Source organism: Gemmobacter serpentinus, assembly GCF_008973825.1.
GTDB lineage: Bacteria > Pseudomonadota > Alphaproteobacteria > Rhodobacterales > Rhodobacteraceae > Gemmobacter > Gemmobacter serpentinus.
In genome coordinates this window covers 1-20,238 of the sequence record NZ_WCHR01000008.1, presented here as the reverse complement: position 1 = coordinate 20,238, position 20,238 = coordinate 1, and the positions used below count along the sequence as shown (strand labels likewise).

The 20,238-nt window shown below is 61.3% G+C and carries 18 protein-coding genes and 1 tRNA gene; 18 read left to right on the top strand and 1 reads right to left on the bottom strand.

The window, feature by feature from the left end; genetic code table 11:
• Nucleotides 1-165: 165 nt before the first annotated feature.
• A complete protein-coding gene (locus tag GBJ34_RS06125) occupies nucleotides 166-552 on the bottom strand; it encodes an Ig-like domain-containing protein (protein ID WP_151718392.1) in 387 nt (128 codons plus the stop codon).
• Nucleotides 553-745: 193 nt separating this feature from the next.
• On the opposite strand from GBJ34_RS06125, the gene GBJ34_RS06120 reads away from it, so the two are divergent.
• The 18 genes from GBJ34_RS06120 to GBJ34_RS06035 form a co-directional block, all read left to right on the top strand.
• On the top strand, nucleotides 746-1,186 hold the full coding sequence (locus GBJ34_RS06120; RefSeq protein WP_151718391.1) for an HIT family protein: 441 nt from the start codon (nucleotides 746-748) through the stop codon (nucleotides 1,184-1,186).
• A 64-nt stretch (nucleotides 1,187-1,250) separates the two neighbouring features.
• A complete protein-coding gene (locus GBJ34_RS06115) occupies nucleotides 1,251-1,646 on the top strand; it encodes a VOC family protein (RefSeq protein ID WP_151718390.1) in 396 nt (131 codons plus the stop codon).
• A gap of 98 nt (nucleotides 1,647-1,744) precedes the next feature.
• Nucleotides 1,745-1,820, top strand: a tRNA-Trp gene (locus GBJ34_RS06110).
• A gap of 160 nt (nucleotides 1,821-1,980) precedes the next feature.
• Complete coding sequence (gene secE, locus GBJ34_RS06105) at nucleotides 1,981-2,181, top strand: preprotein translocase subunit SecE (protein WP_151718389.1); 201 nt, start codon at nucleotides 1,981-1,983, stop codon at nucleotides 2,179-2,181.
• A 203-nt stretch (nucleotides 2,182-2,384) separates the two neighbouring features.
• Nucleotides 2,385-2,918: a transcription termination/antitermination protein NusG gene (gene nusG / locus GBJ34_RS06100; RefSeq protein ID WP_151718388.1), complete on the top strand. Its 534-nt coding sequence runs from the start codon at nucleotides 2,385-2,387 to the stop codon at nucleotides 2,916-2,918.
• A gap of 93 nt (nucleotides 2,919-3,011) precedes the next feature.
• Complete coding sequence (gene rplK, locus GBJ34_RS06095; protein ID WP_151718387.1) at nucleotides 3,012-3,464, top strand: 50S ribosomal protein L11; 453 nt, start codon at nucleotides 3,012-3,014, stop codon at nucleotides 3,462-3,464.
• A gap of 4 nt (nucleotides 3,465-3,468) precedes the next feature.
• Nucleotides 3,469-4,167 (top strand): 50S ribosomal protein L1, encoded by a 699-nt coding sequence (gene rplA / locus GBJ34_RS06090; protein WP_151718386.1) that lies wholly within the window; start codon nucleotides 3,469-3,471, stop codon nucleotides 4,165-4,167.
• 259 nt (nucleotides 4,168-4,426) lie between these two features.
• A complete protein-coding gene (gene rplJ / locus GBJ34_RS06085; protein WP_151718385.1) occupies nucleotides 4,427-4,942 on the top strand; it encodes a 50S ribosomal protein L10 in 516 nt (171 codons plus the stop codon).
• 83 nt (nucleotides 4,943-5,025) lie between these two features.
• Nucleotides 5,026-5,400, top strand: a complete 375-nt coding sequence (gene rplL / locus GBJ34_RS06080) for a 50S ribosomal protein L7/L12 (protein WP_151718384.1) — start codon at nucleotides 5,026-5,028, stop codon at nucleotides 5,398-5,400.
• Between the two features lie 252 nt (nucleotides 5,401-5,652).
• On the top strand, nucleotides 5,653-9,786 hold the full coding sequence (rpoB, locus tag GBJ34_RS06075; RefSeq protein ID WP_151718383.1) for a DNA-directed RNA polymerase subunit beta: 4,134 nt from the start codon (nucleotides 5,653-5,655) through the stop codon (nucleotides 9,784-9,786).
• A gap of 97 nt (nucleotides 9,787-9,883) precedes the next feature.
• A complete protein-coding gene (rpoC, locus tag GBJ34_RS06070) occupies nucleotides 9,884-14,116 on the top strand; it encodes a DNA-directed RNA polymerase subunit beta' (protein ID WP_151718382.1) in 4,233 nt (1,410 codons plus the stop codon).
• 148 nt (nucleotides 14,117-14,264) lie between these two features.
• Complete coding sequence (locus tag GBJ34_RS06065) at nucleotides 14,265-15,086, top strand: glycosyltransferase (RefSeq protein ID WP_151718381.1); 822 nt, start codon at nucleotides 14,265-14,267, stop codon at nucleotides 15,084-15,086.
• 4 nt (nucleotides 15,087-15,090) lie between these two features.
• Nucleotides 15,091-15,921, top strand: coding sequence for a glycosyltransferase (locus tag GBJ34_RS06060; protein ID WP_151718380.1), 831 nt, complete (start codon nucleotides 15,091-15,093; stop codon nucleotides 15,919-15,921).
• Between the two features lies 1 nt (nucleotide 15,922).
• The gene (locus tag GBJ34_RS06055; protein ID WP_151718379.1) at nucleotides 15,923-16,828 is read left to right on the top strand and encodes a DMT family transporter; all 906 of its coding nucleotides are present in this window, start codon (nucleotides 15,923-15,925) and stop codon (nucleotides 16,826-16,828) included.
• A gap of 252 nt (nucleotides 16,829-17,080) precedes the next feature.
• Nucleotides 17,081-17,452, top strand: a complete 372-nt coding sequence (gene rpsL, locus GBJ34_RS06050; protein ID WP_091303734.1) for a 30S ribosomal protein S12 — start codon at nucleotides 17,081-17,083, stop codon at nucleotides 17,450-17,452.
• 11 nt (nucleotides 17,453-17,463) lie between these two features.
• The gene (gene rpsG, locus GBJ34_RS06045) at nucleotides 17,464-17,934 is read left to right on the top strand and encodes a 30S ribosomal protein S7 (protein ID WP_151718378.1); all 471 of its coding nucleotides are present in this window, start codon (nucleotides 17,464-17,466) and stop codon (nucleotides 17,932-17,934) included.
• A 9-nt stretch (nucleotides 17,935-17,943) separates the two neighbouring features.
• Complete coding sequence (fusA, locus tag GBJ34_RS06040) at nucleotides 17,944-20,061, top strand: elongation factor G (protein WP_151718377.1); 2,118 nt, start codon at nucleotides 17,944-17,946, stop codon at nucleotides 20,059-20,061.
• An 87-nt stretch (nucleotides 20,062-20,148) separates the two neighbouring features.
• A partial coding sequence (locus tag GBJ34_RS06035) for a GTP-binding protein (RefSeq protein ID WP_217643993.1) occupies nucleotides 20,149-20,238 on the top strand: 90 nt, incomplete at its 3' end.

The window sequence follows — 20,238 nt, the reverse complement described above, 5'->3', positions numbered from 1 at the left end:
GTGTCGAGATCATTGCGTGCTGCGCGCAGGGCCATAGGGCTGTGCCGCAGATCACCGCCTGATCTGCGCGATCACCAGATAGAAAGGCCGCCCCAACGGGCGGCCTTTTGCGTCGGGGGGGGGCTCGATGCGCTTGTTTGTCTGCGCAGGCTTCCCAGGGCCTGGTTAACGGACCGTGATGGTCACGCAGCCCGACAATTTCTTGCCCTTCACCTCGGGGGAGGTGTTCACGCTGCAAAACTTGTCCTTGCCCGTGAATCCGGGATTGGGCGTATAGATCAGCCCTTGGCCAGCGACGATTGCCAGTTTGCCGTTTTTCGGTGCCTGCCGCAGCGTGACTTCGGTCGCCGGGATGCGTGTATTGGTGGTGTCGTTGACAAAGCCCGGAAAGCTGATCCGGCATTGCTTGTCGGCGGTGCTCATCTCGAACTGCCCGCTGCCCTTGCCGCTTGCCCATCCGCGCCCGTTGGTGCCGGTGCATTCGGCATAAGCGGCCGAGGCGATGAAAACCGACCCGGTCACGACGAGGCCGGTGATGAAATTTCTGTGCATTCCGCAATCCTTTCCTGTCACAATGGTCCGTGAGTATTTGATGCTCAGGCTGGTGTGGCAACAAAAAAGGCACAGGAATGAGATCTGCTCCGCTGCAGGACAGCCAAGCGGTGCGTCGCAAGGGGCGGGCCGGCAGGCTGGACCTTGGCTATGATCTTGCTAGGCTGGCTATGGGCCAAAGCGCGGGGATCGCATGACAGACTGTCTCTTTTGCCGTATCGCGCGGGGTGAACTGCCGGCGCAGAAGGTCTATGAGGATTCCCATATCCTGGCCTTCCTGGATCTTTATCCGATCCGCCCGGGCCATACGCTGATCATCCCGAAGACGCACCATGTCTGGTTCGAGGATCTGCCCGAGGACCTGGCAACCCGCATCACCGGCTGTGCGCAGCGTCTGGCGCGGCATATGAAGCCGCTTTACGCGGTGGAGCGGGTGTCACTGTTCTATACCGGCATCCATTTGGCCCATGCCCATGCCCATGTCGTGCCGATGCATCACATCCATGATGTGACCTCGGCCATTTATCTGGCGGAGGGGCCTGATCGTTACGCCGTGCCGCCGCAACTTCGGCCGGATCGGATGGCCGCAGAGGCCGAGGCGCTGCGCGCGGCCTTTTCTGCCCCCGCGATGTGACGCATAGAGGGCGCGGCGTCTGAAACCCTCGCCCGCCCCTATTCCCTTTCTGAAGGAACCAGCCATGGCCCGTGCCGTCCATTCGATGATCCGCGTGCTGGATGAAGCGCGCTCTTGCACCTTTTACGAGACAGCCTTTGGCCTGACCGTCGCTGACCGGCTGGATTTTGACAGCTTTACCCTGATCTATCTTTCCAACGCCGAATCCGGGTTCGAACTGGAGCTCACGGTGAACAAGGGGCGCGACACGCCCTATGATCTGGGCGACGGTTATGGCCATCTTGCGGTCTCTGTGGCGGATGTGGATGCCGAACATGCGCGTCTGACTGCTGCCGGGCTTGGCCCCCGCAAGCTGGTGGATTTCCGCAATGGCGACACGCTGGTGGCGCGGTTCTTCTTCATCGCCGACCCCGATGGCTATCAGATCGAGGTGATCCAGCGCGGCGGGCGCTTTGCCTGAGGCGGGGCAGGGGGAATATCTTGCGGAAATCGCAAGCCTGCGCGCAGGTTGCCCCTTGCTTTCCCCTGCTGTGTGCCGTAATTCCCGCCGCAGGCCTTAGGGGTATAGCTCAGCTGGTAGAGCGACGGTCTCCAAAACCGTAGGTCGCGGGTTCGAACCCTGCTGCCCCTGCCAAGGCCCACTTCCTCAAAATTCAAATGCGCCGGGCGAAGTGCATCGGGATCTTCCGCGCCGGAATGGCTTGAATTCCGGGGGATGAGCGCGTATCTCCCGCAGCTGTAATCGCGCTTTGCGCAAACAGGCCCATGCGGCCTTTCGACAGGACCGGACAGACATGGCCAAGGTATCCCCCCTCCAGTTCATCCAGCAGGTGCGCACCGAGGTGGGCAAGGTGCATTGGCCGACGCGCCGTGAGGTGATGCTGACCACGATTATGGTCTTCATCATGGCAGCCTTGGCCGCGACCTTTTTCAGCCTGACTGATTTGGCAATCCGCACCGGCCTTTCGGCGGTGGTCGGTGGCTTCGGTGCCTGAGCGGTGCTTTGCTCGGCGCGCAGGCGTCGCGTGGTTTTTCCTTGAATTCGGGGGTGGCGCGGGCTAAGCGTCCGTCCAAAGAATGGAAACCGGCGCGCGGCGATTCGTGTCGCGCGCTGTTTTTGTTCGGATCATGGGCATCAAGCACATGATGATACAGGAACTTCCGGGCCAAACCCGGATCGGCAAGTGAAGGCGGCAACATGGCCAAGCGTTGGTATTCGGTGAGCGTCCTCTCGAATTTCGAGAAGAAGGTCGCCGAGCAAATCAAGCAAGCCGTGGCGGAGAATGGTCTCGAGGAAGAGATCGAAGAAGTTCTCGTGCCCACCGAGGAAGTGATCGAGGTGCGTCGCGGCAAGAAGGTGTCGAGCGAGCGGCGCTTCATGCCGGGTTATGTGCTGGTGCGGATGGAGATGTCCAATCGCGGCTATCACCTGATCTCGTCGATCAACCGGGTCACCGGCTTTCTTGGTCCGCAGGGTAAGCCGATGCCGATGCGTGATGCCGAGGTGAACGCGATCCTGAACCGGGTCGAAGAGGGTCTGGAGGCACCGCGCACCCTGATTCGCTTCGATATCGGCGAAAAGGTCAAAGTGACCGATGGCCCGTTCGAGGGCTTTGAAGGGATGGTCGAGGGTGTCGACGAAGAGCATAGCCGCCTGAAGGTGACTGTCTCGATCTTTGGCCGGGCCACCCCGGTCGAGCTGGAATTCACTCAGGTCTCCAAGGAAATCTGAGCGTTTCGCGTGGGAGGCGAGGGGCTATTCCCCCGGACCGGACCACTAAACCTTGCGCCCCGAATGAGGGTGCGGTGACAAAGGAGATGGCCCATGGCCAAGAAGATTATCGGCAGCCTCAAGCTGCAAGTGAAGGCCGGTCAGGCCAACCCGTCCCCGCCGGTCGGCCCGGCTCTGGGTCAGCGCGGTCTGAACATCATGGCCTTCGTGAAGGAATTCAACGCGAAGTCCGCCGACCTGCCGCCCGGCACGCCGACCCCGGTCATCATCACCTATTACCAGGACAAGTCGTTCAGCCTCGAGCTGAAGACCCCGCCGGCCTCGTTCCTGCTGAAGCAGGCTGCTGGTCTGCCGCCGGTTGGCAAGCGCAACCGCGCCAAGGGTTCGCCGAAGCCGGGCCGTGAAGTTGCTGGCAAGGTGACCGCCGCGCAGATCCGCGCGATCGCCGAAACCAAGATGAAAGACCTGAACGCGAATTCGGTTGAAGCCGCGATGCAGATCATCCTTGGCTCCGCCAAGTCCTGCGGCATCGAAGTGAAGGGCTGAGATCATGGCGAAAATCGGTAAGCGCAGCAAAGCCGCCCGCGTGGCTTTCGAAGGCAAAGAACTGATCACCGTTGAAGACGCCGTGAAGCTGATCAAATCGGCTGCTTCGGCAAAATTCGACGAGACCCTTGAAATCGCGATGAATCTCGGCGTCGATCCGCGTCACGCTGACCAGATGGTCCGCGGCGTGGTGCAGCTGCCGAACGGTACCGGCAAGACCGTGCGCGTCGCTGTTTTCGCCCGTGGTGCCAAGGCTGATGAAGCCAAGGCCGCTGGCGCGGATATCGTCGGTGCAGAAGACCTGCTGGAAACCATCCAGGGCGGCAAGATCGAGTTCGATCGCTGCATCGCCACCCCGGACATGATGCCGCTGGTCGGCCGTCTGGGTAAGATCCTGGGCCCGCGCAACCTGATGCCGAACCCGAAGGTCGGCACGGTGACGATGGACGTGAAATCGGCCGTCGAAGCAGCCAAGGGCGGCGAAGTGCAGTTCAAGGTCGAGAAGGCCGGTGTGATCCATGCCGGTATCGGCAAGGTCTCGTTTGACGAAGGCAAGCTGGCTGAAAACGTCCGCGCTTTCGTCGATGCGGTCACCAAGGCCCGTCCGGCTGGTGCCAAGGGCACCTATGTGAAGAAGGTCTCGCTGTCCTCGACCATGGGGCCGGGCGTGTCGCTGGATCTGGCTTCTTCGGCTGGCAACTAAGCTGGCCTGCGGGCCGGGGCGTGAACCCGGCCTGAAAAGAATTCCTCTTGGTGACAAGGGGATGGTGGGGCGCTCGCGCCCCATCCTGTCCGAGACGGTGGGTGGCGCGCAAACGCCTTAATATCCTGCTCGAGATGGGGATCGAGATTGAAGGTGCCGCTTGCGGTGATCTTGGCTCGGGACCCAAGCGGACCCGAATGCCCCTGGTGACAGGGGCCAATACGAGCCGGGGGGAAACCCCCAAACTTGGAGTGAAACTGTGGATAGAGCCCAGAAAGAGAAAGTGGTCGAGGAACTCGGCCAGATCTTCGCAAGCTCTGGCGTGGTTGTGGTTGCACACTACGCGGGTATCACGGTTGCTGAGATGCAGGATCTGCGGGCGCAAATGCGCGCCGTCGGCGGTTCCGTTCGCGTTGCCAAGAACAAGCTCGCCAAGATCGCCCTGGAAGGGCACCCGGCTGCAAAGATGGGTGACCTGCTCACGGGCATGACCGTGCTGTCCTTCTCGGAAGACCCCGTCGCTGCGGCGAAGGTCTGCGAGGCCTATTCCAAAAAGAACGACAAGTTCGTTCTGCTGGGTGGCGCAATGGGCGACACGGTGCTGGACCAGGCCGGTGTGAAAGCCGTCGCTTCGATGCCGTCGCGCGAAGAGCTTATTGCTCAGATCGTGTCGATGATCGGTGCGCCCGCTTCCTCCATCGCCGGGGCCATTGGCGCGCCTGCTTCGAACATCGCTGGCATCCTCAAAACCATCGAGGAAAAAGCCGCAGCCTGATCGCTGCGGTTTGATCTTCGGGATACTCGCGTGGGTTGACCCAATCTCGTTGGAACCCCATCTTAACTGAACGGAAGTGTAAAATGGCTGATCTCAAAGCTCTCGCCGAACAAATCGTCGGTCTGACCCTCCTGCAAGCCCAGGAACTGAAAACCATCCTGAAGGATGAGTATGGCATCGAGCCCGCTGCTGGCGGCGCTGTGATGGTTGCTGGCCCGGCGGCTGCTGCTGCCCCGGCTGAAGAAGAAAAGACCGAATTCGACGTCGTTCTGACCGATGCCGGCGCCAACAAGATCAACGTGATCAAGGAAGTGCGCGCGATCACCGGCCTCGGCCTCAAAGAAGCCAAGGACCTGGTCGAAGCTGGCGGCAAAGTGAAAGAAGGCGCTTCGAAAGCAGACGCCGAAGCTATGAAGAAGAAGCTCGAAGAGGCTGGCGCCAAGGTCGAGCTGAAGTAATCCGGCTGATGCCTCTGGCATCATAAGGGTTCAAGGATTTGGCTGGGTCCGACCTATGTCGGGCCCAGCCGAACCTGTCTTGAAGGCCCGTCTCGGTGGCGGCTGTGCGCAGCCCCTTCCCAGGCGAGTTCGAGGTTCGGGAGCGGCCCTTCGGGAGGGGCCGCATGAATGGAACCTCCCCCTGATCGCATTCGGTGCGCGCCTGATCCCCGACAGGTCGCGCGCCGGCGAAACAGAAAGGTGACGATGAGCATGGCTCAGAGCTACGTTGGTCAGAAGCGGGTTCGCCGCTACTATGGCAAGATCCGTGAAGTCCTTGAAATGCCGAACCTCATCGAGGTTCAGAAATCCTCGTATGATCTGTTCCTGAAATCGGGTGACGGCCCGAAGGCGGCCGATGGTGAGGGCATTCAGGGTGTCTTCCAGTCGGTCTTCCCGATCAAGGATTTCAACGAGACGGCCGTTCTTGAATTCGTGAAATACGAGTTGGAAAAGCCGAAATACGACGTGGACGAGTGCCAGCAGCGCGACATGACCTATGCCGCGCCGCTGAAGGTGACGCTGCGTCTGATCGTGTTTGATGTAGATGAGACCACCGGGGCCCGTTCGGTCAAGGACATCAAGGAACAAGACGTCTACATGGGCGACATGCCCCTGATGACCGCAAACGGCACGTTCATCGTGAACGGCACCGAACGCGTGATCGTCAGCCAGATGCACCGCTCGCCCGGTGTGTTCTTCGATCACGACAAGGGCAAGACCCATTCCTCGGGCAAACTCCTGTTCGCCTGCCGCATCATCCCGTATCGCGGCAGCTGGCTGGACTTCGAGTTTGACGCCAAGGATGTGGTGTTTGCGCGCATCGACCGTCGCCGCAAGCTGCCGGTGACCACCCTGCTTTATGCGCTTGGCATGAACCAGGACGAGATCATGGCGTCCTATTACGACACCGTGACCTTCAAGCATCAGAAGAACAAGGGCTGGGTCACCCGCTTCTTCCCCGATCGCGTGCGCGGCACCCGGCCGAGCTATGATCTGGTGGATGCGGCAACCGGCGAAGTGATCCTGAAGGCTGGCGAGAAGGCCACGCCGCGCATGGTCAAGAAATGGATCGACGAGGGCAAGGTCACCGAGCTTCTGGTGCCGTTTGACCATGTGATCGGCCGCTATGTCGCCCGTGACATGATCAATGAACAGACCGGCGAAATCTGGGTCGAGGCCGGTGACGAAGTCACCATGGAATACGACCGTGATGGCGAAGTGAAGGGCGGCACGCTGAAGCTGCTGCTGGATCAGGGCATCACCGAGATCCCGGTTCTCGACATCGATAACGTCAATGTCGGCCCCTATATCCGCTCCACCATGGCGGCGGACAAGAACTGGAACCGCGATACTGCGCTGATGGACATCTATCGCGTGATGCGTCCGGGTGAGCCGCCGACCGTTGAGGCGGCATCGACCCTGTTCGACACGCTGTTCTTCGACAGCGAGCGTTATGACCTCTCGGCCGTCGGCCGGGTGAAGATGAACATGCGTCTGGATCTGGCCAAGCCCGATACCCAACGCACGCTGGACCGCGACGATATCGTTCAGTGCATCAAGGCACTGGTCGAACTGCGCGACGGCAAGGGCGAGATCGACGATATCGACCACCTCGGCAACCGCCGGGTGCGTTCGGTTGGCGAACTGATGGAAAATCAGTATCGCGTTGGTCTGCTGCGCATGGAACGCGCGATCAAGGAGCGCATGTCTTCGGTCGAGATCGACACGATCATGCCGCAAGACCTGATCAACGCCAAACCGGCTGCGGCGGCGGTGCGTGAATTCTTCGGCTCGTCGCAGCTGTCGCAGTTCATGGACCAGACCAACCCGCTGTCCGAAGTGACCCACAAGCGCCGTCTGTCGGCGCTTGGGCCGGGCGGTCTGACCCGCGAACGCGCAGGCTTTGAGGTGCGCGACGTTCACCCGACCCATTATGGCCGGATGTGCCCGATCGAGACGCCGGAAGGTCAGAACATCGGTCTGATCAACTCGCTGGCCACTTTCGCCCGCGTGAACAAATACGGCTTCATCGAGACCCCCTATCGCAAGGTGGTGGATGGCAAGGTGACGGATGACGTGGTTTACATGTCCGCCACCGAAGAGATGCGCCACACGGTCGCACAGGCCAACGCCGCGCAGGATGACGAAGGCCGCTTCCAGGATGACCTGATCTCCAGCCGCAAGGCCGGGGAATTCATGCTCAACACCCCGGATGCCATCGACCTGATCGACGTGTCGCCCAAGCAGCTGGTGTCGGTTGCCGCTTCGCTCATTCCCTTCCTTGAGAATGACGACGCCAACCGCGCATTGATGGGGTCCAACATGCAGCGTCAGGCCGTGCCTCTGCTGCAATCGGATGCACCGTTTGTCGGCACCGGCATCGAGGCCGTCGTGGCCCGCGACTCCGGCGCCGCCATCATGGCACGTCGGGCTGGCGTGATTGACCAGGTGGACGCACAGCGGATCGTTATCCGCGCGACCGAGATGCTGGAACCCGGCGAGCCGGGCGTCGACATCTATCGTCTGCGCAAGTTCAAGCGTTCCAACCAGTCTTCTTGCATCAACCAGCGTCCGCTGGTGAAGGTGGGCGATACGGTTGTCCGTGGCGAGGTGGTGGCCGATGGCCCCTGCACCGATATGGGTGAACTGGCCTTGGGCCGGAACGTGATCGTGGCCTTCATGCCGTGGAACGGCTACAACTATGAAGACTCGATCCTGATCTCCGAGCGCATCCTGCGTGACGACGTCTTCACCTCGATCCATATCGAGGAATACGAGGTCGCCGCCCGCGATACCAAGCTCGGGCCGGAAGAGATCACCCGCGACATCCCCAATGTCGGCGAGGAAGCTCTGCGCAATCTCGACGAGGCGGGGATCGTCTATATCGGTGCCGAAGTGCAGCCGGGCGACATCCTGGTCGGCAAGATTACCCCGAAGGGCGAAAGCCCGATGACGCCGGAAGAGAAACTTCTGCGCGCCATCTTCGGGGAAAAGGCGTCGGACGTGCGCGACACCTCGCTGCGCCTGCCGCCCGGGGCTTACGGCACCATCGTCGAAGTGCGGGTCTTCAACCGTCACGGCGTCGATAAGGACGAGCGTGCCCTGCAGATCGAGCGTGAAGAGGTCGAGCGCCTGTCGCGCGACCGTGATGACGAACTCGCGATCCTGGAGCGCAACATCTATTCGCGCCTGAAATCGCTGATCAAGGGCAAGGCGGCGGTCAAGGGGCCGAAAGGCATCAAGGCCGGGTCGACCATCGATGACGAATTGCTGGGCACGCTGTCGCGCGGCCAGTGGTGGCAACTTGCCGTGGGCGAAGAAGATCTCGCCAAGGAAGTCGAGGCCCTGCACGACCAGTTCGAGGCGCAGAAACGCGCACTTGACCTGCGTTTCGAGGACAAGGTCGAGAAGGTCCGTCGCGGCGACGATCTGCCTCCGGGCGTGATGAAGATGGTCAAGGTCTTCGTCGCGGTGAAGCGCAAGCTGCAACCGGGCGACAAGATGGCAGGCCGTCACGGCAACAAAGGTGTCATCTCCAAGGTGGTGCCGATGGAGGACATGCCGTTCCTCGCCGATGGCACCCCGGTCGACCTCGTGCTGAACCCGCTCGGCGTGCCGTCGCGGATGAACGTCGGGCAGATCCTTGAAACCCATATGGGTTGGGCTGCACGCGGTCTGGGTCTGCAGATCGACGAGGCGCTGCAGGGCTATCGTCGCAATGGCGACCTGACCCCGGTCAAGGAAGCCATGCGCTTTGCCTATGGTGACGAGACCTTTGACGAGGCCTTTGGTGAGGCCGATGACGAGGGGCTGCTGGAAAGCGCGAATGCGGTCCGCCGCGGCGTGCCGATCGCAACCCCGGTCTTCGACGGTGCCAAAGAGGCCGATGTCAACGACGCGCTGACCCGGGCGGGCTTTGACAAGTCCGGCCAGTCGGAGGTCTTTGACGGTCGCACCGGCGAAAAGTTCCAGCGCAAGGTGACGGTGGGCGTGAAGTACATGCTCAAGCTGCACCACCTTGTCGATGACAAGCTGCACGCCCGTTCGACCGGGCCGTACTCGCTCGTGACCCAGCAGCCGCTGGGTGGTAAGGCGCAGTTCGGTGGTCAGCGTCTGGGGGAGATGGAGGTCTGGGCTCTGGAAGCCTACGGTGCCGCCTATACCCTGCAAGAGATGCTGACGGTGAAGTCGGACGACGTGGCAGGCCGGACCAAGGTCTACGAATCGATCGTCAAGGGCGAGGACAATTTCGAGGCGGGCGTTCCCGAGAGCTTCAACGTGCTCGTGAAGGAAGTCCGCGGCCTCGGCCTGAACATGGAACTCCTGGATGCGGAGGAAGAGTGAGGGCACGGGTTTTCGCTGAAAACCCGAGACCACAATTTTTCGACGAAAAATTGTGGTCGCCCCGCTTCGCCTTTCGCGCCCTTTCAAGGATTTGAAAATGAACCAGGAACTGACGAACAACCCCTTCAATCCGGTTGCGCCGGTGAAGACCTTTGACGAGATCAAGATCTCTCTGGCGTCGCCGGAGCGGATCCTGTCGTGGTCCTTCGGTGAGATCAAGAAGCCGGAAACCATCAACTACCGGACCTTCAAGCCCGAGCGCGACGGTCTGTTCTGCGCCCGTATCTTTGGCCCGATCAAGGATTACGAATGCCTTTGCGGCAAGTACAAGCGCATGAAGTATCGCGGTGTTGTCTGCGAGAAGTGCGGCGTGGAAGTCACGCTGCAAAAGGTGCGCCGCGAACGCATGGGCCATATCGAACTGGCCGCGCCGGTCGCGCATATCTGGTTCCTGAAATCGCTGCCGTCCCGCATCGGTCTGATGCTGGACATGACGCTGCGGGATCTGGAGCGCATCCTCTACTTCGAAAACTATGTCGTCATCGAGCCGGGTCTGACCGATCTGACCTATGGCCAGCTGATGACCGAGGAAGAGTATCTTGACGCGCAGGACCAGTTCGGCGCTGACGCCTTCACCGCCAATATCGGCGCAGAGGCGATCCGCGAAATGCTGGCCAATATCGACCTTGCGAACCTGGCGGAAACGCTGCGCGAGGATCTGAAAGAGGCCACGGGCGAGCTGAAGCCGAAGAAGATCATCAAGCGGCTGAAGATCGTGGAATCCTTCCTCGAATCGAACAACCGTCCGGAATGGATGATCCTGACCGTTCTGCCGGTGATCCCGCCGGAACTGCGTCCGCTGGTGCCGCTGGATGGCGGTCGTTTCGCGACCTCCGACCTGAACGACCTCTATCGCCGCGTCATCAACCGGAACAACCGTCTGAAACGGCTGATCGAGCTGCGTGCGCCCGATATCATCGTGCGCAACGAAAAGCGGATGCTGCAGGAAGCGGTCGACGCACTGTTCGACAATGGCCGCCGTGGCCGCGTGATCACCGGGACCAACAAGCGCCCGCTGAAATCGCTGTCGGACATGCTGAAAGGCAAGCAGGGCCGGTTCCGTCAGAACCTGCTCGGCAAGCGCGTGGACTTCTCGGGCCGCTCGGTCATCGTGACCGGGCCGGAACTGAAGCTGCATCAGTGTGGTCTTCCCAAGAAGATGGCGCTGGAGCTGTTCAAGCCCTTCATCTATTCGCGTCTGGAGGCCAAGGGTCTTTCCAGCACCGTGAAACAGGCGAAGAAGCTGGTCGAGAAAGAGCGTCCCGAGGTCTGGGATATCCTGGACGAAGTGATCCGCGAGCACCCGGTTCTGCTGAACCGTGCGCCGACGCTGCACCGTCTGGGCATCCAGGCCTTCGAGCCGATCCTGATCGAAGGCAAGGCGATCCAGCTGCACCCGCTCGTCTGTTCGGCCTTCAACGCCGACTTCGACGGTGACCAGATGGCGGTTCACGTTCCCCTCTCGCTGGAAGCCCAGCTTGAGGCGCGCGTTCTGATGATGTCGACGAACAACGTGCTGTCGCCCGCCAACGGCGCGCCGATCATCGTGCCGTCGCAGGACATGGTGCTTGGGCTTTACTATGTCACCATGGAACGCAAGGGCATGGCCGGCGAGGGCAATGCCTACCGCGACATCGAAGAGGTCGAGCACGCACTGGCCGCCGGTGCGCTGCACCTGCACGCCAAGATCCAGGCGCGTCTGCGTCAGGTCGATGACGAGGGCAACATTGTCTGGAAGCGTTTCGAGACCACCCCTGGCCGTCTGCGTCTGGGCAACCTGCTGCCGCTGAACACCAAGGCTCCGTTCGAGCTGGTGAACCGCCTGCTGCGGAAGAAAGACGTGCAGACCGTCATCGATACAGTCTACCGCTACTGCGGTCAGAAAGAGTCGGTGATCTTCTGTGACCAGATCATGGGTCTTGGCTTCCGCGAGGCGTTCCGTGCCGGGATTTCCTTCGGCAAGGACGACATGGTGATCCCGGACAACAAGTGGACCATCGTCAACGAGGTGAAGGATCAGGTTGCGGGCTTCGAGCAGCAATATCTGGACGGTCTGATCACCCAGGGCGAGAAGTACAACAAGGTTGTCGACGCTTGGTCGAAGTGCAACGACAAGGTGACCGAGGCCATGATGGCCACGATTTCTGCGTCCAAGTATGAAGAGAACGGTGCTGAGAAAGAGCCGAACTCGGTCTATATGATGGCGCATTCCGGGGCCCGGGGTTCGGTCACGCAGATGAAGCAGCTGGGCGCGATGCGCGGGCTGATGGCCAAGCCGAATGGCGAGATCATCGAGACCCCGATCATCTCGAACTTCAAGGAAGGTCTGACCGTTCTTGAATACTTCAACTCGACACACGGTGCCCGTAAGGGTCTGTCCGATACCGCGTTGAAGACGGCGAACTCGGGCTACCTGACCCGCCGTCTGGTGGACGTGGCGCAGGACTGCATCGTGCGGGCGCATGATTGCGGCACCGAGCGGGCGATCCATGCCGAACCTGCCGTCAATGACGGTGAGGTCGTGGCATCGCTGGCCGAGCGCGTTCTGGGTCGTGTGGCGGCCGATGACATCCTGGTGCCCGGCACCGAAGAGGTCATCGTCAAGAAGGGCGAGCTGATCGACGAGCGCAAGGCCGATGCGATCAACACCCATGGTGTGCAGCATTGCCGCATCCGCAGCCCGCTGACCTGTGAGGCCGAAGAGGGCGTCTGCGCCATGTGCTATGGCCGTGATCTGGCACGCGGCACGCTGGTCAATATCGGTGAGGCTGTCGGCATCATCGCCGCGCAGTCCATCGGTGAACCCGGCACCCAGCTGACGATGCGGACCTTCCACATCGGCGGCGTGGCGCAGGGCGGTCAGCAATCGTTCCTTGAAGCCTCGCAAGAGGGCAAGGTCGAGTTCCGCAATGCCAACCTGTTGGCGAATGACCGTGGCGAGCAGATCGTCATGGGCCGGAACATGTCGATTGCCATCATCGACGAGGCGGGCGGCGAGCGTGCGGTGCACAAGCTCACCTACGGCTCCAAGCTGCATGTGGTCGAGGGCGCGGCGGTCAAACGCGGCACCAAACTGTTCGAATGGGACCCCTATACCCTTCCGATCATCGCCGAGAAGGCCGGTGTGGCGAAGTTCGTGGACCTCATCTCGGGCATCTCGATCCGGGAAGACACCGATGATGCGACCGGCATGACCCAGCGGATCGTGTCCGACTGGCGGTCGGCACCGAAAGGTGGCGATCTGAAGCCGGAAGTGATCATCGTCAACCCGGCAACGGGCGAGCCGGTGCGCAACGATCAGGGCAACCCGATCACCTATCCGATGTCGGTGGACGCCATTCTGTCCATCGAAGACGGGCAGGAGATGAAGGCCGGTGACGTGGTGGCGCGTATTCCGCGCGAAGGTGCCAAGACCAAGGACATCACCGGGGGTCTTCCCCGCGTGGCGGAACTGTTCGAGGCCCGTCGTCCGAAGGATCACGCGATCATCGCCGAAAACGATGGCTATGTGCGCTTTGGCAAGGACTACAAGTCCAAGCGCCGCATCACCATCGAGCCGGTGGACGAGACGCTTGCCCCGATGGAATACATGATCCCGAAAGGGAAACATATTCCGGTTCAGGAAGGCGATTTCGTCCAGAAGGGCGACTACATCATGGACGGCAACCCCGCGCCGCATGACATCCTGCGCATCATGGGTGTCGAGGCGCTGGCGAACTACATGATCGACGAGGTCCAGGACGTCTATCGTCTGCAAGGCGTGAAGATCAACGACAAGCACATCGAAGTGATCGTGCGTCAGATGCTCCAGAAATACGAGATTCTGGACTCGGGCGAGACGACGCTGCTGAAGGGCGAAACCGTCGACAAGGCCGAGCTGGACGAAGAAAACGCCAAGGCGGAAGCCCGTGGTCAACGCATCGCCGTGGGCGAGCCGATCCTTCTCGGCATCACCAAGGCGTCGCTGCAGACCCGCAGCTTCATCTCGGCGGCGTCCTTCCAGGAGACCACCCGCGTGCTGACCGAGGCTTCGGTTCAGGGCAAGCGCGACAAGCTGGTCGGCCTGAAAGAGAACGTCATCGTGGGTCGTCTGATCCCGGCCGGCACCGGCGGTGCCACCAGCCGCGTGAAGAAGATCGCGCATGACCGCGACCACGCCGTGATCGAGGAACGCCGGACCGAGGCTTCGGCCGTGCTGGCGGCGCCGGAATTCGACATTGTCGAAAACGGCGACAGCAGCCTGGTTGATACGGTCGAAAGTCGCGATTGATCGGTTCTGAAAAGATTGATGCCCCCGCCCATGTGGCGGGGGTTTTCATTTGTGCGATTTCTTTAACTGCAGCCGGTGGGCGACGCCGCGATTTGACAGCCACAGCCGCAGACGTCATCCTGCCCCTGAATTGTATGAGGGATGCCCATTGGCCAAGGATCGCGCAAAGTTTCGCAATCAGATCATCGGCTTGATGCGGTTTTCCTATCCGTCCAAGGGCGGTTTCGCCAAGGACGAGCCGGATATGGATGCGCTTGAGGCGCATCTGTTTGACGAGGCGCGACTGGCCCGCCGTTTCGATCTGTTCGAAAACCTCACCTTACCGGCGCTTCTCGCGCAGTCCGATCAAGATTTCCGCATGGTTTTTCTGATCGGCCGGAATATGCCGCAGGCATGGACGGATCGGTTGAGTGATCTGGTTGCCCCCTTGAAGGGCGCGCGGATCGTGGCGTTTCAGCCGATGCAGCACTATCTGGCGATCCGAAAGGCCTATGCCCTGGCGACGCCGGACGCTGCGACCCATGTCACCGGGTTCCGGCTGGATGATGATGATGCGATGGATCTTGACCATATTGCGCGGATGCGGCGCACGGTCGAGGCGCTGTTGCCCGCCGCCGGGCCGGAAGTGCCGCTGGTCACCGGCTGCAATCGTGGCTTCTTTCTGGAGCGCAAGGCAACTGGCAACGAGATTTACGAGGTGGTGGAGAAAACGCCGATCGGCCTGGGTTTGGCGATGACAACACCAAAGGGGGTCAGCGAAAATATCTTTCGCCGCAATCACCGCTTTTGCGGCCAGTTCTACAACACCTTCACCGAAGCCAATACGCCGGCCTTCATCCGCACCGTTCACGCCGACAATGACAGTGATCCGCACGCCTCTGGTCGGATCGAGAAAAGCGCGTGGGAGGATGTGGCACCGCTGCTGGAAAGCCACTTCCCCTTTACCGCCGATTTCCTGAAAGGGTTCTGATTAGATGCCCGAGTCAAAGCCGGTGCAGGTGATCGGGCTTTGCCGATTTTCGGTGCCAAGCCTCGGTGCCTTTCAATCCATGCCGGAAGAGATCGGCGCGCGGCGCGCGGCGCTTTACGATCCGCGCCGCCTGTCGCGGCGTCTGGTCTGGTTTGAACATGTGCTGCTGCCGGGGCTATTGCTGCAGCAGGACCCGGACTTCATTCTTGTGCTGCTGCTGGGGGCCGATCTGCCACAGCCATGGCTTGACCGCCTTCTGGCGCTGGTGGCAGAGCTGCCGCAGGTGCGGGTGGAATATGCCGACCCCGGTGAGCACCGCGCGGTCTGTGCGGCGGCTATGCGCAAGCATGTCGATCCCGATGCAAGGCTGACCGCGCAATTCCGGCTGGACGATGATGACGCGGTCTGCCGCAGCTTCGTGCAGCGCATCCGCCGCGATCTGGCATTGCTGGAACGATTGCAGGGCAAGCATGGCACGCTGGCGCTGGATTATGCCAAGGGCCTGCTGATCCGCGACGAGGCGGGGGTGGTCAGCGTGGAACCCGCCATCGCCCAGAACTGGGCACCGGGTCTTGTGCTGGTGCAACCGCGTGAAAGCGCGCGGTTCGTGCTGGATTTCCCGCATCACCAGATCTGGAAACGGATGCCGGTTCTGTCGCTGGTGGACCAGATCATGTTCGTGCGCGGCGCGCATGATGGCAATGACAGCCGTATCCTGCGGCTGGAACGCGGTTTCCGCGCTCCGAGGGAGGAGATCCCGCGCCTGCTGGCGGAGCGGTTTGCCATCGATCTGGATGGCTTCGCCGCCGCCCTGCGCGCGGTGCAAGAGGGCTGAGATGAGTTCCGACAATTTGCGGGCGGTGATGTTGATGAACATCGCCATGCTGGCCTTCACGCTGAACGATACCAGCATGAAGCTCGTGACAGAGACCATGCCGCTGTATCAGGCGATCACCCTGCGCGGGTTGTTGACGACGCTTGTGCTCTTGGGCGTGGCGCTGGGGCAGGGGGTGCGGATCTTTGCCCTTGGCAGAAGCGACCGGCGGGTGGTCACCCTGCGCACGCTGACCGAGGTTTCGGCGACTGTGACCTTTCTGACCGCGCTGACCCATATGCCATTGGCGAATCTGTCGGCCATCCTGCAATCGGTGCCGCTGGCGGTGACCCTGGGGGCGGCGCTGCTGTTCGGCGAAAGGATCGGCTGGCGGCGGATGCTTGCAATCCTTGCAGGCTTTGTCGGCGTGCTGCTGATCGTGAAGCCCGGCACCGAGGGCTTTGACCAATGGTCGGTTCTGGGGCTGCTGTCGGTGGTGGCGGTGGTGGTGCGCGATCTGTCCACCCGCAAGCTCAGCCGCGAGGTGCCAACGGTCGTCGTCGCGATCTGGGCGGGCGCTGCGGTGACGCTGCTGGGGCTGGTGGGCATGGCCTTCACCGGCTGGCAGCCGGTCACATGGCAGGAGGCCGCGATCATTGTGGCTGCGTCGATCAATCTGATTATCGGCTACATGACAGTTGTCATGGTGATGCGGGTCGGCGATATTGGCCTTGTGGCCCCGTTCCGCTATGTGGCACTTCTCTGGGCCATCGGCCTTGGCTGGCTGATCTTCGGCACCTTGCCGGACATGCTGACCTGGGTCGGTTCGGGCATCGTCGTGCTGGCGGGGATCTTCACGCTGCTCCGCGAACGTCGCCTGCGCCGCAGCGCGGCTGGCCCCCTTGCCGCGACCCGCGCCGCCCGTTGACAAGGGCTGCGACTCCCCCTATACGCCGCTCACCTCGATCTGCGCCCTGCGCAGGGCGGGGTATTCGTATGGATGTGGTCAAGATCCGGGCAACTGCCTCGATCCTCTGGAATTCCACCGCGCAGGCCCCGGATCAAGGGGCGCTGGCGGTTTCGTATTTTGCGGACGCGCAGGATGCATGTCGAAGAAATGCCCCCGGAAACGCCGTTGACGAACGGTGATTGAACGGGTTGCAAGATAGAGGCTAGTTTAATGCCGACGATCCAACAGCTGATCCGCAAGCCGCGGGAAGCACGGAAGACGCGGTCCAAGTCGCAGCACTTGGAATCGTGCCCCCAAAAACGCGGCGTGTGCACCCGCGTGTACACCACCACCCCGAAAAAGCCGAACTCCGCTATGCGTAAGGTCGCCAAAGTGCGCCTGACCAACGGCTTCGAGGTCATCAGCTACATTCCCGGCGAAAAGCACAACCTTCAGGAACACTCCGTGGTTCTGATCCGTGGCGGCCGCGTGAAAGACCTTCCCGGTGTGCGTTACCACATCCTGCGCGGCGTTCTGGATACCCAGGGCGTCAAAGACCGTCGTCAACGCCGTTCGAAATACGGCGCGAAGCGTCCGAAGTGAGGTTCTGAGAGATGTCCCGTCGTCACGCCGCCGAGAAGCGCGAAATCCTGCCCGATGCCAAGTTTGGCGATCGTGTGCTGAGCAAGTTCATGAACAACCTGATGATCGATGGCAAGAAGTCCGTCGCCGAATCGATCGTCTATGGCGCGCTGGAGCGCATGGAAAAGCGCCTCAAGCGCGAGCCGGTTCAGGCTTTCCATGAAGCCCTGGACAACGTCAAACCGGCCGTCGAGGTCCGTTCCCGCCGTGTGGGCGGTGCGACCTACCAGGTTCCGGTCGAAGTGCGCACCGAGCGCCGTGAAGCGCTGGCAATCCGCTGGCTCATCACCGCTGCCCGCAAGCGCAACGAGCATACCATGGAAGAACGTCTGGCCGCCGAACTGGCAGACGCGGTGAACAACCGCGGCACCGCCGTGAAGAAGCGCGAAGACACCCACAAGATGGCCGACGCGAACAAAGCGTTCAGCCATTACCGCTGGTAAGAGGGCAGAATGGCACGCGAGTATCCGCTCAACCTCTACCGCAACTTCGGGATCATGGCGCATATCGACGCGGGTAAAACCACGACGACCGAGCGCATCCTGTATTACACCGGCAAGTCCCACAAGATCGGCGAAGTCCATGACGGCGCCGCGACCATGGACTGGATGGAGCAGGAGCAAGAGCGCGGGATCACCATCACTTCGGCTGCGACCACCACTTTCTGGGAACGCACCGAGGACGGCTCGACCCCGATGACGCCGAAGCACCGCTTCAACATCATCGACACCCCCGGCCACGTGGACTTCACCATCGAGGTGGAGCGTTCGCTGGCCGTTCTGGACGGTGCGGTCTGCCTTCTCGACGCCAACGCCGGTGTCGAGCCGCAAACCGAAACCGTGTGGCGTCAGGCTGACCGCTACAAGGTGCCGCGCATCGTCTATGTCAACAAGATGGACAAGATCGGTGCCGACTTCTTCAAGTGCGTCCAGATGATCAAGGACCGCACCGGCGCGACCCCGTGCCCGATCGCCCTGCCGATCGGCGCCGAGGACAAACTGGAAGGCATCGTCGACCTCGTTCTGATGAAGGAGTGGGTCTATCACGGGGAAGATCTCGGCGCGAGCTGGGACATCCGCGAGATCCGCGACGAGCTGAAAGAAGTCGCTGCCGAATGGCGTGGCAAGCTGGTCGAACTGGCCGTCGAGCAAGACGATGCTGCGATGGAAGCCTATCTTGAAGGCACCGAGCCGTCGATCGAAGAACTGCGCAAGCTGATCCGCAAGGGTACGCTGTCGATGGCCTTCGTGCCGGTGACCGCTGGTTCCTCGTTCAAGAACAAGGGCGTGCAGCCGGTTCTGAACTCGGTGATCGACTATCTGCCCTCGCCGCTGGACGTGCCCGCCTATATGGGCTTCAAACCCGGCGACGAAACCGAGACTCGCGACATCGCCCGTTCGGCCGATGACGCGCAGCCCTATGCGGCTTTGGCGTTCAAGATCATGAACGACCCCTTCGTCGGCTCGCTGACCTTTACGCGGATCTATTCCGGCGTCCTGAAAAAGGGCGACCAGATGTTGAACGCGACCAAGGGCAAGCGCGAGCGCGTGGGTCGGATGATGATGATGCACGCCATCAACCGCGAGGAAATCGAAGAAGCCTTCGCGGGCGACATCATCGCGCTGGCCGGTCTGAAAGAGACCACCACCGGGGATACCCTGTGCGACCCGAACAATCCTGTTGTTCTGGAAACCATGACCTTCCCGGAGCCGGTGATCGAGATCGCCGTGGAGCCGAAATCGAAGGCCGATCAGGAGAAGATGGGCCTCGCCCTTGCTCGTCTGGCCGCCGAAGATCCGTCGTTCCGCGTCGAAACGAACTTCGAATCCGGCCAGACCATCATGAAGGGCATGGGCGAACTTCACCTCGACATCCTCGTTGACCGTATGCGTCGTGAGTTCAAGGTCGAGGCGAATATCGGTGCGCCGCAGGTGGCTTACCGCGAAACCATCTCGAATGCGCATGAGATCGACTACACGCACAAGAAACAGACCGGCGGGACCGGCCAGTTCGCGCGTGTCAAGCTTCAGATCACCCCGACCGAACCGGGCGAAGGCTACTCCTTCGAGACGAAGATCGTGGGCGGCGCGGTGCCGAAGGAATATATCCCCGGCGTCGAGAAAGGCATCAAGTCGGTCATGGACTCCGGTCCGTTGGCAGGCTTCCCGGTGATCGACTTCAAGGTGGCGCTGGTTGACGGCGCGTTCCACGATGTTGACTCCTCGGTGCTGGCTTTCGAAATTGCATCGCGCGCCGCAATGCGCGAAGGTCTGAAAAAGGCCGGTGCGAAGCTGCTTGAGCCGATCATGAAAGTCGAAGTGGTGACGCCGGAAGAATATACCGGCTCCATCATCGGCGACCTGACCTCGCGTCGGGGCATGGTGCAGGGGCAAGACACCCGCGGCAATGCCAACGTGATCAACGCGATGGTTCCGCTGGCCAATATGTTCGGCTACATCAACAACCTGCGCTCGATGTCTTCGGGCCGCGCGGTGTTCACGATGCTGTTCGATCATTATGACAGCGTGCCGGAAAATCTCTCGCAAGAGATCCAGAAGAAATACGGCTGATCGGTGCGGCGGGGGCAACCCCGCCCTACCACCCTGTAGGATGCGCATCCGCGCATCGCATCGCAATCACATGAGGAGCTTGCCATCATGGCAAAGGCAAAGTTTGAACGGACGAAACCGCACGTCAACATCGGGACCATTGGTCACGTTGACCACGGGAAGACGACGCTGACGGCG